Raw genomic sequence first — 13,309 nt, 5'->3', positions numbered from 1 at the left:
AGCGGTGCATCTTCAGACGGTGCCGGTGCTCGAACGATGTGCGCTCCAGTGCGCAATCAGTGCCAGTATCGGGGCCAGCAAAATGCAGACAAACAGGGGCACCAGACCCCACTCCAGCAGCAGTGGCACCAGCTGTGCGATGGCGGCGCCGGTCATCAGCTGGATGAATCCCATCAGCCCGGAGGCCGTGGCGGCTGCACCGGAAGAGCAGCTGATGGCGGCCGATTGTGCATTGGGCTGGCTCAGGCCGCGCCCGAAGGTCACCAACGCCATGGGCAGAAACAGCGTTGAAAAGCTCAGGCTGTTCTGCAGAGCCAGAATCACCAGTGCCAGTGCGCCCAGCAACGAGAGCCCATTGCCCAGCAGCACCACCTGATCGACGCTGAAGCGTCCGGCCAGCCGGGTGGAGCAGAAGCTCCCCAGCATGAATGCCAGCGAGACCGCCAGGAACCAGGTGCCGAAGTCGGCCGAGGTGCCACCCAGCTGGTTCACAACCACATAGGGGGCGCTGCCGACAAACAGGTAAAAGGCACTGGCGATACAGGTGGTCGAGAGTGCATAGCCCAAGTATTGTCGTGATCCCAATACTTCAGTATAGCTGCGCAGCACACGACCCAAGTGCAGGTTCTCACTGGTGTCGGTACAGGTTTCGGGCAACAGACGCAGCGCCAGTAGCCAGACCACCCCGCCCATGAGGACCGACAGGTAGAAAATGGCGTTCCAGCCACCCCAGAGGTTTAGATAGCCCCCCAGAGCCGGTGCGATGGACTGGGCGATGGCGATCGCCATCACCACGTAACCCATGCGACCTGCCGCCCCGGCGCGGCCATGTACATCCAGAATGATGGTACGGGCCAGCACCATGGCGGTACTACCGCCCAGTGCCTGCAGGACTCGCCCTGCAACCAGTGCCATGACCCCTTCGGCTGACGCGGCCAGCAGACTGCCGGTCACATGCAGGCCAAGCCCGACCAGCAGTACCGGGCGACGCCCGAAGTAGTCTGCCAGCGGCCCCGAGATCAGCTGACCGAACGCCAGGGTGAGCAGGTAGGCGGTAAAGGTCAGCTGAATGGTGCCGATATCGGCGCCCAGCGCCTGCGCAGCATCAGGCATCGCCGGCACGAATGCATTCAGTGCCAGCGGGCTTGCCATGGCGATGGCAACCAGCAGGGGCAGGGCGGGCGTCGGTCTCATCGTTTAGCTGGGGTCGCGCACGACCAGCAGACGCAGTTCGGTCATGTCTTCGATGGCATAACGCACACCTTCACGACCCAGACCACTGTCTTTCACGCCGCCGTAGGGCATGTGGTCCACACGCCAGGACGGTACGTCACCGATGACAACACCACCCACTTCCAGCTCGTTCCAGGCTTTCTGGATCTTGTAGATGTCGCGGGTGAAGATGCCGGCCTGCAGGCCGAAGTCGGAGTTGTTGACCTCTTCCAGCGCGGCGTCAAAGTCGCTGAATTTGGACAGGATAGCAACCGGACCGAAGGCTTCCTGAGTGCAGACATTCTGAGCCGGGTCCACGTTCTCCAGCAGCGTTGCCTGCAGCATGGCGCCTTCGCGCTCGCCGCCGGCCAGTACGGTCGCGCCGGCTTCCTTGGCTTCCAGCACCCAATTGTGCAGACGGGTCGCTTCCTTTTCGGAAATCATCGGACCGATAAAGGTGTCTTCCTCTTTCGGGTCGCCGTGTACCAGACCGTTGACGGCCGCGGCCAGCTTCTCGCGCACTTCGTCATAGTGGGCTTCATGCACCATGATGCGCTGTACGCTGATGCAGCTCTGGCCGGACTGGTAGTAAGCGCCAAAGACGATGCGAGCAACGGCATCATCGATGTCGGTGCCTTCGTCGACGACACAGGCAGCGTTGCCACCCAGCTCCAGAACCACCGGCTTTTTGCCGGCCTTGGCCTTCAGCTGCCAGCCCACATCCGGAGAGCCGGTGAAGCTCAGCAGCTTCAGACGGTCGTCAGTGGTGAACAGGTCGGCGCCGTCACGGTGACAGGGCAGAATGGAGAACGCGCCCTTGGGCAGGTCGGTTTCCGCCAGCACTTCACCAATGATGATGGCACCGATCGGCGTCAGGCTGGCGGGCTTCAGAATGAAGGGGCAGCCGGCGGCAATGGCAGGTGCAACCTTGTGTGCCGCCAGGTTCAGCGGGAAGTTGAACGGTGAAATGAAGGAGCAGGGACCGATGGGCACGCGCTTCCACATGCCGGTGTAGCCTTCGGCACGGGGGCTGATATCCATCGGCACCACTTCACCGCCGATGCGAGTGGCTTCTTCCGCTGCGATACGGAAGGTGTCGATCAGGCGGGTGACTTCGCCGCGAGCATCCTTGATCGGCTTGCCGGCTTCAATGCACAGCGCAACGGCCAGTTCCTCAGCACGTTCTTCAAAGCGCTTGACGCAGTGGTTCAGGATGGCCTGACGCTTGTGTGCCGGCAGCTTGCGCATCGGCTCGGTAGCCGCATCAGCAGCCGCGATGGCCTGGTCGATGGCCGCCGCGTCTGCCATGGCAACACGGGTTGCGACTTCGCCGCTGAACTTGTCAGTGACTGCCAGATCCTGGTTCGGCGTCTGGGCTTCATTGGCCAGGTAGTAGGGGTAAGATGCTTGCAGCATGAGATCTGTCTCCGCCTGCTTATATGAGTGTTGGGTTATATTTCGATGTTTTTTGTATGGCCTCCGGCGCTGGCCGGAGGCGGGTAGTGCTTAACTCAGTCAATCGGGAACACGACGTTTGCCTGGCCGGTACCGGAGCTCGGGAAGTATTCACCGATCAGTTCGCCCTTGCCGGTGTACTTGTCCCAGCCCAGTGCACCGAACAGCATGGCCGTGTCGTGCATGCCGCCTTCACCGCAGCAGTACTCGGCATATTCCGGCAGCATCTTCAGGAAGGTATCGATTTCACCGTTCTGCCAGAGTTCCAGCACACGCAGGTCAACCTGGCGGTTGAACTCGCGGGAAATGGTGAAGGTACCGTTATTGGCTTCGTACAGGTCGTTTTCCCAGATCTTGTGTGACAGGGAACCGGAGGCCAGCAGCAATACCTTGGCATCGCTTTCCTTCACGGCCTCGGTGATCGCCTCGCCCAGCTTGCGAGAGGACTCCAGGCTGTGCACGGTGCACCAGGCCGCGATGGAGACGATCGGCATGTCACCCGGTTCCATGAAGTGCATGGGCACCAGAGTGCCATATTCGAGGTCCAGTGTTTCGACCTGGTGCGACAGGGTGAACACGCCCTTCTCGGTTGCCTTGGCAGCAATGGCGTCGCCCAGCTCGGGGTTGCCGCGGTAATCATATTCCAGGTTCTGGATAAAGTGCGGGAACTCATGGCTGGTAAAGCAGCCCTTGAAGCGGCTATTGCTGTTGATGTGGTAACCGGCGTTCACCAGCCAGTGGGTGTCCAGAACGATCACGGTATCCGCCCCGGCTTCGCGCGCGCGGCGCATGATCTCGCGCTGACCATCGATGGCCTGCTGGCGGCAGCCCTGCAGCTTGCCCGGCTGTTCGGACAGCAGCATGGTGGGTACGTGAGTAATTTTTGCAGCTAATACGATTTCGCCCATGGTCACACCTTCTTATTTTGACGGGCTGAAGCCTGAGCCTCAGTGGACAACCGATCATGCCCTATGCTAACCCGTACTTTGTTAACATGTTAAGTAATGCTAGTTAACATGTTATCTAATGTCAACGACTCCCCGAAAGAGGAGTCGTTCAACAAACGAAGGGATTATTGACAGGGGTCAGGGTTTGATCTGGCAGAGCTTGTTCAGCAGATTGTCCAGCTGCTCCATGTTCTCGGGCGAGAACTGGCGCGTGATTTCCTGGTAGGTCGCTTCCAGTGTCGGGCTGATGCGCTCGAACATCGACTTGGCTTCTTCGGTCAGGCTGATCAGTACCCGGCGCTGGTCCTCGGGGGAGCGGCGGCGCTGGATGTAGCCCTGCTGCTCGAGGCGGCTGATGATCCCGGTCAGACTGGGGCTGAGAATACAGCACAGCTCGGCCAGCTGTTTCGACTCCAGCTCCTCGTACTCATACAGCGCTCGAATCACGCGCCACTGCTGTTCTGTGAGCGGGATTTCCTGCAATACGGGACGGAAAAAGGCCATGGTGACTTCACGGGCCTTGAGCAGTTTCAGTGGAATGGAGTCTTCGTATTTACGCATGAGTTCATCAGTTTCAGGTCTGTGATCCGGCATCAGTGGATGCCCAGAAGCTGCATCATATAGATCAGCGCCGTAGCTGCAAGCAGCATCATAAACGAATAGGGCAGGTTCGTGCGCAATATTCCCCGCCCGGTGCAGTTGAAACGGGCCTGAAGAATAAAATTGACGCCGCTGAACAGACTGCCGGACATGGAGATTGAGGTGGCCATGATATACGCGATCGCCATCTGGGTCGGTGACGTGGTGACGTCGGCCAGCATGCCGGCAAAAATGGCCACCAGCGCAAACTGGTGAATGCCCAGGTGGGCCAGCAGGGTGATGCTCCACATGACCAGCACCGCCACATGTGGACTGGTGTCGGTAAATGGCAGACTGAACAGGCCCGCGTTCAGACAGGCCTTGACGGCGGCCGCGAGAAAACCGGCGCTCAGGAACAGACTGATTTCGCCGCGGGTATCGGCCAGGCGGTTCAGGATATGGCTGGCGCCCTGCTTCAAGGCCGAGGTGGGGCCGTTACGCAAGCACAACAGCAGCAGCGGCGTCGTCAACGCCATCAGGGAGACGACGGCGACCGTGGACAGCGAGGGCCAGAGCCATGAAACGGTCAGAATGGCGGCGATCAAGGCCATCGGCAGGCTCAGCGTGGCACGGGTGAGCGGATAGCCCTCATAGTGCGCCAGTTCTGTTCCGTGCCTCAGGCGTGCGTCCAGCAGCGTGAAAAACAGGCCGAAAAGCGCCAGCCCCAGCGTAAAGGGATAGATACTGTGCAGAGATGTGCCCGGTACCTGTTCCAGCACCAGTGGTAGGATGCTCAGAAAAGGTGACCAGAGCACGGCCAGGCTGAAGCCGCGGGCAAGAATGATGCTTGAGAGCGCTGAAAGCCGGGCATCACGCTTGAGCTGTTCGCCGACTAGCAGCATGGAGGAAAAGTTCGCCACCGATGAAAGCAGGTGCATTCCCCCGAGGGTAGTGACAAAGCTGCGCATGCCCGGCTGCCCGGAAGCGGTGTGAAGCCGCGTACTCAGGCGAATGAAATTGACGGCTGCCAGCAGCATGGCCAGCTTCAGATGTTCGCTGAGCAGGTCCATGACGCTGAAATGCGCCCCGGCCCACCAGGCCCAGGCAGCAAACAGGGTGCCGGCGCCCAGCAGCAGGTAAATGGGGAGCCGCTGTTTGTGGGTCAGGCGCGAAAATTCCAGTGCGACAAAGCCCCAGGCGGTCAGGCTGGCGGCTGACGTCAGTTCAGCCAGCGCGAAACTGTCCAGCAGTGCCATGACCAGAGTGGCAAAAATCAGCATGCCGGAGAGGTTTTCACGGCTGGTGATAAAGAGGCGGGATGTCAAAACGGCGTCTTTCATGTCGCCATTTTATTAATATGTTAATTAGTAGTCCAGTTGTCCTTTTTGTGTGTCTGGCGGAACTGTTGTGCTGTCACACCGGTATGACGCTTGAAAAAACGGGAGAAGTAGGCCGGGTCACTGAAGCCGAGCTGGTAACAGATGTCACTGCCCGGCAGATCGCTGAATACCAGTAGTCGCTTGGTCTCCTGGATGATGCGATCGTGGATCAGCTTCTTGGGTGAGCGGTTGGACACGCGCTGGCAGATCTGGTGTAACCGGCTTTCAGAGATTCCCAGTGCCTCGGTATAGGCGGGCAGGTGCCAGTGCTCACGGAAATGCTCTTCGATCAGGTCGGAAAAATGACGAAAGATGCGCAGGTCTTCGTTATTGACCGGTGTGCTTTCCGCTTCCTTCGGCGACAGGCGGCTGATCTGGATCAGCAGCAGTCGGACCAGAGTATGCAGCGTCAGCCGCTTGGCAGGTCGTTCGCGGAACCATTCCAGCTTGAGGTTGCGAAAGGTCTGCGTAATCAGGGGCCATTGCAGGCGCTGTTCATCGTCCAGCTCGTCCCGCACGATGCAGAGACCGCGGTTGAACTCCGTATCCATCTCCTGTTGCAGGCCGTCCTTGAGCAGTTGCCAGGCGATTGACTGATGAATGGTCAGTACGTGCCCCTGAGCCTCGGGCTCGGTCAGGAACGAGTGTGGCATGGACGGGGGCGTCAGTACCAGGCAGGGGCCTTCGGCGCGATACACCTGATCATCAATATGAAAACTGACCTTGCCTCGGTCGATGTAGTGAATCTGAAGGTACTGGGCGTGACGGTGAACGGGCATGTCACGGCCATAAAAGGCCGCCAGATTTTCCAGCACATCATAGTGGATCGGCGCATCCAGATAGCGGCGATCATAATCCTGTCCCAGGATGATGTTGGGAATCCATTCGCTGTGTGAGTGTTCGCTCATGAGGCGACTATAACAGAAGGGAGGAGGGGCCGAACCCCCGTGCGTACGGCACGAGGGTGCGGCTGTCACGTCATCAGGGCAGGATCAGTGCTTGCCCAGTGTCGGCACGCGGTGAGTACCGTGCGCGATGCAGACGTTCTTGGTTTCCATGTAGAAGTCGAAGCTCCAGTCGCCACCGTCACGACCGATGCCGGACATCTTGATGCCACCGAACGGAGACGGCAGGTTACGGTTGTTCTCGGAGTTCACCCACAGCATGCCGGCTTCGACGTGCTTGGCCATGCGCATGGCGCGGCCGGTGTTCTCGGTCCAGATGTAACCGGACAGACCGTATTCGGTATCGTTGGCGATGGCGATCGCTTCCTCTTCGGTATCGAAGGTAATAGCGGTCAGTACCGGGCCAAAGATCTCTTCCTGTGCGATGCGCATCTTGTTGTTGGCATCGGTGAACAGGGTCGGCGTCAGGTAGTTGCCGGCCGGGTCGATATTGTTGGTCGCTTCGGTGATGCGCTGACCGCCCACGGCTGTCTTGGCACCATCTTCCTTGGCGATATCGAAGTAGCTCAGTACCTTGTTGTAGTGCTCAACGTGCACCAGCGGGCCAACTTCGGTGTTCGGGTCCAGAGAGTGACCCACGCGCAGGTTCTGTACACGCTGCTCCAGTGCCGCGATGAACTTGTCACGGATACCGCTCTGGATCAGCAGGCGGCTGGAAGAGGTGCAGCGCTGGCCGTTCAGGCTGTAGATCATGAAGACGACAGCATCCAGCGCACGCTCGAAGTCGGCATCGTCGAATACGATCACCGGGTTCTTGCCGCCCAGCTCGAAGTGCATGCGCTTCAGGGTGTCAGCGCCCTGACGCATGACGTGAGAACCGGTGGCAGATTCGCCGACCAGGGCAACCGCCTTGATGGCCGGGTGTTCGGTCATGCGCTTGCCGACGCTTTCACCGAAGCCGTTGACCATGTTCCAGACGCCCTTGGGCAGTACTTCTTCAGCGATTTCCGCCAGGATGTAGGCGCTCAGCGGCGTCAGTTCAGCCGGCTTGTGGACAACCGTACAGCCAGCGGCCAGCGCCGGTGCGATCTTCCAGGTGGACAGCATGAACGGCGTGTTCCACGGCGTGATGATACCGACCGGGCCGATCGCCTTGCGGATGGTGTAGTTGGTGTGCTCATCCTGGTGCAGTGCCAAGCCGTTCTGCGCTTCCGGTGCCTTGTCGGCGAAGAATCGGAAGTTGGCTGCGCCACGCAGGGCGGCCTGCTTCATGAAGCGGATCGGCTGACCACAGTCCATGGACTCGACCAGTGCGATTTCGTCGGCACGCTCAACCAGACGGTCGGCAAACTTGTTCAGCAGGCGCTTGCGCTCGGCACCGGGCATGGACGCCCATTCTTCAAACGCATTCTCGGCGGCTTCACAGGCAGCATCCATGTCAGCCACGGAGCCGGCCATGATCTTGCCGATGCTGCTGTTGTCGGTCGGCGTAACGTTGTCGTATTCGCTGCCGCCGTTGCCCAGCGTGAACTCACCGTTGATGAAGTGGCCGGTGGTGTTGTTCTTGAAGCGCTCCAGGTACTGCTGTGCGCGTTCCAGATTGGTTTGCAGAGTGTCGCTCATTGTATGTCTCCCGTTCGATTGGATCCCGGGGCCGAATGCTTGTCGGCGCCCGGGACGGGGTCAATCTCAGTATTTGTCGCCGTAGAATTTCTGCTCGCTGACCATGCGGGTCTCGAGGGAGCAGACATCTTCAATCGTACAAACGATGGTATCGCCCGGCTGGCAGTCCACGATGCCGTGCGGTGTGCCGGTGCAGATCATGTCGCCCGGGTTGAGGGTCATGATCTTGCTCAGGTATTCAATGATGAACGGCACGTCAAAGATCATGTCCTTGGTGCTGCCATCCTGAGTCAGCTTGCCGTTGACCGTTGTGGTCAGCTTCAGCGCGTTGGCATTCGGAATATCCGCGGTATCCACGATCCAGGGGCCCATCGGCAGCAGGGAGTCGCGGCTTTTCACGCGCAGGTTGGGGCGGTAGTAGTTTTCAAGATAGTCGCGAATGGCGAAATCGTTGCAGACGGTGTAACCGGCCACGTAGTCCAGCGCGTCTTCACGCTTGATGTTCTTGCCGCTTTTGCCGATCACCGCGACCAGCTCACACTCGTAATGCTGGTATTCGATGCCGTCAGGGCGGTAGCTCACCTGCTTGTGGCCGGTGAGCGTGTTGGCGTGCTTGATGAACACCAGTGGCTCTTTGGGCGGCTCGAACGCCAGCTCGGTGGCGTGGTCGGCATAGTTGATGCCCAGCGCGAAGATGGTGCCCGGCTCTTTCACCGGCGGCAGCCAGGTGATCTGGTCCGAGTCCAGCGCCACGTCCAGTGTTTCACCCTCGGACGTGGTGATGCGGTCGTTGGCGTCGATGTCGATGTCCAGCTCGCGGCCGTCAAAAATGATGCGTGCGTGTCTCATGGCTCAGGCACCTCCCAGCGTGTTAGTCAGGGTGCCGACACCCTCGATGCTTGCTTCAACCTTGTCACCCTTGGCGACAGCAACACGGTCACCGGCAAAACCGACCGCGATAATCTCGCCCGGCTGCAGGGTCATGATGCGTGAAATGGTGCTGATCAGCTCAGCTATGCTGCGCTCCATGTTGGCCAGGTCGAACGCGCTTTTCTGTTCGCCGTTCACCTTGATCGCCACGCTCAGGCTGTCCGGTGTGGCGACCTTGTCGGCGGCAACGATCTCGGGGCCGACCGGTGCAGAGGTATCCAGGCACTTGCCCTTGATGTCCGGGCGGTAGTAGCTCTGTTCCGGCAGAGAGTAGTCGGCAACAACGGTGTAGCCGCCCACATAATCCAGTGCGTCTGCGGCGGATACACGGCAGGTTTCCTTGCCGATCACAACGCCCAGGCTAGCGCCCACGACCATTTCGGCAACATCGTTGCCGTCGAAGTCCTTGGCCCATTCAACCTCGGCACCGTCAACACTCCAGGTGTTGCGCGGCTTGTAATAGAGAACCGGCTGAGTGGGTGGCTTTTTGTAAGGGGCTTCGTTGAATGTCCCCTCCAGGGCAGCGAGCTGTGCCTTGTCGTTCAGCGCGACACACACCAGCTTGCTGTTGACCAGAGTGTTTGCAGTCATGATTAACCTTCTCTTGTTATGACCGGTTATCAGTAGCCGGCCTGAGGTTTTTCGTCTTCAACCGGAGCGCCCTGTTTGAAGCGCTGAGCCAGCTTGCGGGTTTCATTGGCCAGAATCATGGTGTCGACGCCGACCCCCACGAAATTGGCACCCTGCTGTACATAGGACTCTGCCAGTGACGGATCCAGACAGAGCAGACCGGCGTATTTGCCGGCATCGCGAATCTTGTTCAGGCCGGTGTTGATCGCTTCGACCACCACCGGGTTGCCGGCATCGCCGATGTAGCCCATGGAGGCAGACAGGTCGGACGGGCCGATGAATACGCCGTCGACGCCGTCCACTTCCAGAATGGCATCCAGGTTTTCCATGGCGCTGGCAGTTTCCACCTGTACGATCAGGCAGATTTCGTCGTTGGCGTTTTTCAGGTAGCCGGGTACCTGGTTCCAGCGCGCCGCACGTGCCAGCGAGGTGCCCAGTCCACGGATACCCTGTGGCGGGTAGCGTACCGCCTGCACCAGTTGAGCCGCCTGCTCGGCGGTTTCCACCATCGGCACCAGCAGCGTCTGCACGCCGATGTCCAGCAGCTGCTTGATCAAGGCGGTATCACCTTCGACGCAGCGCACAATGGGGGCTACGTCGTAAGGGGCCATGGCCTGCAGGTGTGACATGATGGTGCGCAGATCGAAGGGGGCGTGTTCGCCATCGATCAGCAACCAGTCGAAACCGGCAACGGCAGCAATTTCAGCCGCACTGTTGTCCGGCAGACCCAGCCAGAGGCCGTATTGGGTGTTGCCGCTGGCCAGGCCCTGCTTGAAACGGTTTTTTGGCAGTTCCATGTGAATGCTCCCTTCGATTATTCGAAGTTCAGGGTCACGCCACCCAGAGAGCCGAAGTCGGCATGGACGGTGTCACCGGCCTTGACCGGCACCGGACGGGTGAAGGAGCCGGACAGAATCACCTGACCGGGCTCCAGGCCAATACCGTGGGGAGCAAAGCGCTTGCAGACCCAGGTGATGCCCTTGAGCGGGTTGCCCAGTACACCGCCGGCCAGGCCGGTCTCTTCAATCTGGCCGTTCAGGTACAGCATGCAGCCGGCCCAGCGCAGGTCGATATCCATCGGCTTGATCGGACGGCCGCCCATGACGATACCGGCGTTGGCCGCGTTGTCAGAGATGGTGTCGTATACCTTGCGGGTGTAACCGGTTTCCGGGTCGGTACGCAGGCAGCGTGCGGCGATCAGTTCCAGAGACGGAATGACATAGTCGGTGGCTTCGATTACATCGAAGATGGTGACGTTTTCGCCGAACAGCGGCTTCTTCAGAATGAAGGCCAGTTCCACTTCGATGCGCGGGTCCAGAAAATCGGACGCCTTGATGGTGGCGCCATCGTCAAACAGCATGTCATCCAGCAGTACACCGTAATCAGGCTCGTCGATGTTGGAAGACATCTGCATCGCACGTGATGTCAGGCCGATCTTGTAGCCGATCACCTTGCGGCCTTCTGCAACCTTGCGATCCACCCAGGCTTTCTGGATGGCATAGGCATCCTCCATGGTCATGTCGGAATGTTCCAGCGTCAGGGCCGGAATCTGCTTGCGGTTTACTTCGGCTTCGTACAGGCGATCAGCGGCGGCCTTGATCTGCTCTTTATTCAACATGCTCGACAGCACCTTCTTGTTGTCCGTTGAGGTTTGTATCTGTGCGCGTTGGGTGCTTGGTGACGCGCGGGGCGCCGAACCGGCAAGGCACAGGTCATCTTGATTTGCATTTTAGTTAACATCTTAACTAAGTCAATACCCGCGTGAGTCAACTACAGTTATAGCTTGATCACCGGTGTCCAACAGGAAAATGTTGCAACTGCAATCTTGTTGACAACAGTTAATATGTTAATTAGATTCGCGCTGTTTGTCTTTTGACCGAAGTCATTTTCGTGCCTCGGATCAAGGGTCCAGTGAACCGATAAGGGGAGTTTCGAGATGCCTCACTTCATTGTCGAATACTCAGGCAATCTGCACGACCGCCTTGATTTTCAAGCGCTTTTCAAAGACCTGCATGAGTATGTAGTGTCCACGGGCGCGTTTCCGATTGGCGGGGTGCGCAGCCGTGCAATCCGTTGTGACGACTTTCGCGTGGCGGATGGTCGAGACGATTTTGCCTTTCTCAATCTCAACCTCAAGATCGGTCACGGCCGGGATATGGCGTTGAAGAAAGAGGTGGCTGAACAGGTTTTCAAAATCCTCTGTGACTGGATGAAGCCGATCACCGATGACAGCTATGTACAGATTTCGTTTGAAATGACGGAGCTGGACCCGGTGCTCAAGTTCAACAAGAACAATATTCATCCGCTGTTCAAGAAAGACTGAAACCCCGGGGCGCCTGGACGCCGCCCCTCAAGCAACACCTGATAACGACAAGCCGGAAACCGGCATCAACCAAGTAGCAACAGATTGTAGAACCGGGAGATCAACCGTGAAGAAATTCTTCAAATCCCTGGCGGGTGCCGCAGCGCTGGCGCTGGGTATGTCCGTTTCAGCTTCTGCCTCGGCTGAAATCACGCTGATTGTAGGGACCTGGCAACCACCGGGTAATCCGATGAATTCAGTTGTATGGCCGACCTGGGCAGAATGGGTTGAAGAAGCCACGGAAGGGCGCGTTAAAGTCAAGATCGAACAGGATGTGGGCCACCCCAAAACCTATTTTCAGCTGGTGGAAGATGGCGTAATCAACGCTGGCTGGAGCTACCACGGCTATGTGCCGGGCCGTTTTTCACTGCCGGTTGCGGTTGAACTGCCGGGGCTGGGTGTCAGTGCCGAGGCGGCGTCCGTTGCCCTCTGGCGCACCCAGCAGAAATACTTCAACGATGCCAATGAGTTCGTCGGGCTGAAACTGCTGGGGACCTTTACGCACGGCCCGGGCCAGATCCATACCATCGACCCGATCAACAGTTTCGATGACCTCAAGGGCAAGAAAATTCGCATCGGTGGCGGTGTTCAGACCGAGCTGGGCGAGCGCATGGGTATCACGCCGGTCGCGGCACCGGGGTCCAAGGTGTATGAAATGCTGCAGCAGGGCGTAATTGACGGCGTGTTCATGCCGGTCACCGAGCAGAAGTCTCTGCGCCTGCATGAAGTGGCGCCGAACCTGACCGTCTTTCCGGGCGGCATGTACCTGGGCAGTTTCTCCATGTTCATCGATCCATACTTCCTAGAAGACCTGGACCCGAAAGACGCTGAAGCGATCCTGAGCGTTTCCGGTGAAAAACTGTCTGCTCTGGCCGGTCGCGCCTGGGATCAGGCAGACGTGGATGGCTTTGAAGCCGCCCGTGCCGCCGGTGTAAGCGTAAAAGAACTGGGCCCGAATGACCCGATGACGCTTGAATTCCAAAACATGATCAAGGGCATGGATCAGGCCTGGATCGACAGTGTAGCTGACCGTGGTGTCGATGCTGCTGCCGCTCTGGAAGAGCTGCGCGCCATCGCACGCGAGTATGAAGCGCAGAAGCAGGAGTAATCCATGTCATTTGCTGCCTGGATCAAGGAGCACTATGACGAAAAGGGGCCTGTCGCCTGGCTGGCCCTTTTTCTGGAAGGTGTATCCGCACTGGTATTGTTCGGCCTGATGGCGTTGACCTGTGTCGACGTGGTTGGCCGTTACCTGTTCAACAGCCCGCTGCACGGCGGCACCGAGCT

At 58.9% G+C, this 13,309-nt stretch carries 13 protein-coding genes; 2 read left to right on the top strand and 11 right to left on the bottom strand.

What is annotated here, in order from left to right; all coding sequences use genetic code 11:
• Positions 1 to 12 precede the first annotated feature (12 nt).
• The 11 genes from H9C73_RS02340 to hpaH form a co-directional block, all read right to left on the bottom strand.
• On the bottom strand, positions 13 to 1,194 hold the full coding sequence (locus H9C73_RS02340; protein WP_209286180.1) for a multidrug effflux MFS transporter: 1,182 nt from the start codon (positions 1,192 to 1,194) through the stop codon (positions 13 to 15).
• 3 nt (positions 1,195 to 1,197) lie between these two features.
• A complete protein-coding gene (locus tag H9C73_RS02335; RefSeq protein ID WP_209286179.1) occupies positions 1,198 to 2,628 on the bottom strand; it encodes an aldehyde dehydrogenase family protein in 1,431 nt (476 codons plus the stop codon).
• Between the two features lie 95 nt (positions 2,629 to 2,723).
• Complete coding sequence (hpaD, locus tag H9C73_RS02330; protein ID WP_209286178.1) at positions 2,724 to 3,575, bottom strand: 3,4-dihydroxyphenylacetate 2,3-dioxygenase; 852 nt, start codon at positions 3,573 to 3,575, stop codon at positions 2,724 to 2,726.
• Between the two features lie 177 nt (positions 3,576 to 3,752).
• The gene (gene hpaR, locus H9C73_RS02325; RefSeq protein ID WP_209286177.1) at positions 3,753 to 4,175 is read right to left on the bottom strand and encodes a homoprotocatechuate degradation operon regulator HpaR; all 423 of its coding nucleotides are present in this window, start codon (positions 4,173 to 4,175) and stop codon (positions 3,753 to 3,755) included.
• Positions 4,176 to 4,207: 32 nt separating this feature from the next.
• Positions 4,208 to 5,533, bottom strand: a complete 1,326-nt coding sequence (locus H9C73_RS02320) for a hypothetical protein (protein ID WP_209286176.1) — start codon at positions 5,531 to 5,533, stop codon at positions 4,208 to 4,210.
• Between the two features lie 20 nt (positions 5,534 to 5,553).
• The gene (gene hpaA, locus H9C73_RS02315) at positions 5,554 to 6,480 is read right to left on the bottom strand and encodes a 4-hydroxyphenylacetate catabolism regulatory protein HpaA (protein ID WP_209286175.1); all 927 of its coding nucleotides are present in this window, start codon (positions 6,478 to 6,480) and stop codon (positions 5,554 to 5,556) included.
• An 84-nt stretch (positions 6,481 to 6,564) separates the two neighbouring features.
• Entirely contained in the window at positions 6,565 to 8,100 is a 1,536-nt protein-coding gene (gene hpaE, locus H9C73_RS02310; RefSeq protein ID WP_209286174.1) for a 5-carboxymethyl-2-hydroxymuconate semialdehyde dehydrogenase, read from the bottom strand.
• Between the two features lie 66 nt (positions 8,101 to 8,166).
• Positions 8,167 to 8,949, bottom strand: coding sequence for a fumarylacetoacetate hydrolase family protein (locus tag H9C73_RS02305; protein ID WP_209286173.1), 783 nt, complete (start codon positions 8,947 to 8,949; stop codon positions 8,167 to 8,169).
• A 3-nt stretch (positions 8,950 to 8,952) separates the two neighbouring features.
• The gene (locus H9C73_RS02300; protein ID WP_209286172.1) at positions 8,953 to 9,621 is read right to left on the bottom strand and encodes a fumarylacetoacetate hydrolase family protein; all 669 of its coding nucleotides are present in this window, start codon (positions 9,619 to 9,621) and stop codon (positions 8,953 to 8,955) included.
• A 29-nt stretch (positions 9,622 to 9,650) separates the two neighbouring features.
• The gene (hpaI, locus tag H9C73_RS02295) at positions 9,651 to 10,457 is read right to left on the bottom strand and encodes a 4-hydroxy-2-oxoheptanedioate aldolase (protein ID WP_209286171.1); all 807 of its coding nucleotides are present in this window, start codon (positions 10,455 to 10,457) and stop codon (positions 9,651 to 9,653) included.
• 17 nt (positions 10,458 to 10,474) lie between these two features.
• Complete coding sequence (gene hpaH, locus H9C73_RS02290; RefSeq protein WP_209286170.1) at positions 10,475 to 11,278, bottom strand: 2-oxo-hept-4-ene-1,7-dioate hydratase; 804 nt, start codon at positions 11,276 to 11,278, stop codon at positions 10,475 to 10,477.
• A gap of 318 nt (positions 11,279 to 11,596) precedes the next feature.
• Between hpaH and H9C73_RS02285 the strand changes: the two genes are divergently transcribed.
• The gene (locus tag H9C73_RS02285; RefSeq protein ID WP_209286169.1) at positions 11,597 to 11,983 is read left to right on the top strand and encodes a 5-carboxymethyl-2-hydroxymuconate Delta-isomerase; all 387 of its coding nucleotides are present in this window, start codon (positions 11,597 to 11,599) and stop codon (positions 11,981 to 11,983) included.
• A gap of 157 nt (positions 11,984 to 12,140) precedes the next feature.
• On the top strand, positions 12,141 to 13,130 hold the full coding sequence (locus tag H9C73_RS02280; protein WP_209286364.1) for a TRAP transporter substrate-binding protein: 990 nt from the start codon (positions 12,141 to 12,143) through the stop codon (positions 13,128 to 13,130).
• The last annotated feature ends 179 nt before the right edge of the window (positions 13,131 to 13,309 follow it).

The sequence above is a fragment of the Marinobacterium alkalitolerans genome (assembly GCF_017776525.1).
Taxonomy (GTDB): Bacteria; Pseudomonadota; Gammaproteobacteria; order Pseudomonadales; family Balneatricaceae; genus Marinobacterium; species Marinobacterium alkalitolerans.
This window is presented reverse-complemented; position numbering and strand designations above follow the sequence as displayed.

What these genes read in the sequence shown, in the direction of transcription:
- H9C73_RS02340 (WP_209286180.1), bottom strand. Translation starts at nt 1,194, where the DNA reads ATGAGACCGACGCCCGCCCTGCCCCTGCTGGTTGCCATCGCCATGGCA.
- H9C73_RS02335 (WP_209286179.1), bottom strand. Translation starts at nt 2,628, where the DNA reads ATGCTGCAAGCATCTTACCCCTACTACCTGGCCAATGAAGCCCAGACG.
- hpaD (WP_209286178.1), bottom strand. Translation starts at nt 3,575, where the DNA reads ATGGGCGAAATCGTATTAGCTGCAAAAATTACTCACGTACCCACCATG.
- hpaR (WP_209286177.1), bottom strand. Translation starts at nt 4,175, where the DNA reads ATGCGTAAATACGAAGACTCCATTCCACTGAAACTGCTCAAGGCCCGT.
- H9C73_RS02320 (WP_209286176.1), bottom strand. Translation starts at nt 5,533, where the DNA reads ATGAAAGACGCCGTTTTGACATCCCGCCTCTTTATCACCAGCCGTGAA.
- hpaA (WP_209286175.1), bottom strand. Translation starts at nt 6,480, where the DNA reads ATGAGCGAACACTCACACAGCGAATGGATTCCCAACATCATCCTGGGA.
- hpaE (WP_209286174.1), bottom strand. Translation starts at nt 8,100, where the DNA reads ATGAGCGACACTCTGCAAACCAATCTGGAACGCGCACAGCAGTACCTG.
- H9C73_RS02305 (WP_209286173.1), bottom strand. Translation starts at nt 8,949, where the DNA reads ATGAGACACGCACGCATCATTTTTGACGGCCGCGAGCTGGACATCGAC.
- H9C73_RS02300 (WP_209286172.1), bottom strand. Translation starts at nt 9,621, where the DNA reads ATGACTGCAAACACTCTGGTCAACAGCAAGCTGGTGTGTGTCGCGCTG.
- hpaI (WP_209286171.1), bottom strand. Translation starts at nt 10,457, where the DNA reads ATGGAACTGCCAAAAAACCGTTTCAAGCAGGGCCTGGCCAGCGGCAAC.
- hpaH (WP_209286170.1), bottom strand. Translation starts at nt 11,278, where the DNA reads ATGTTGAATAAAGAGCAGATCAAGGCCGCCGCTGATCGCCTGTACGAA.
- H9C73_RS02285 (WP_209286169.1), top strand. Translation starts at nt 11,597, where the DNA reads ATGCCTCACTTCATTGTCGAATACTCAGGCAATCTGCACGACCGCCTT.
- H9C73_RS02280 (WP_209286364.1), top strand. Translation starts at nt 12,141, where the DNA reads ATGTCCGTTTCAGCTTCTGCCTCGGCTGAAATCACGCTGATTGTAGGG.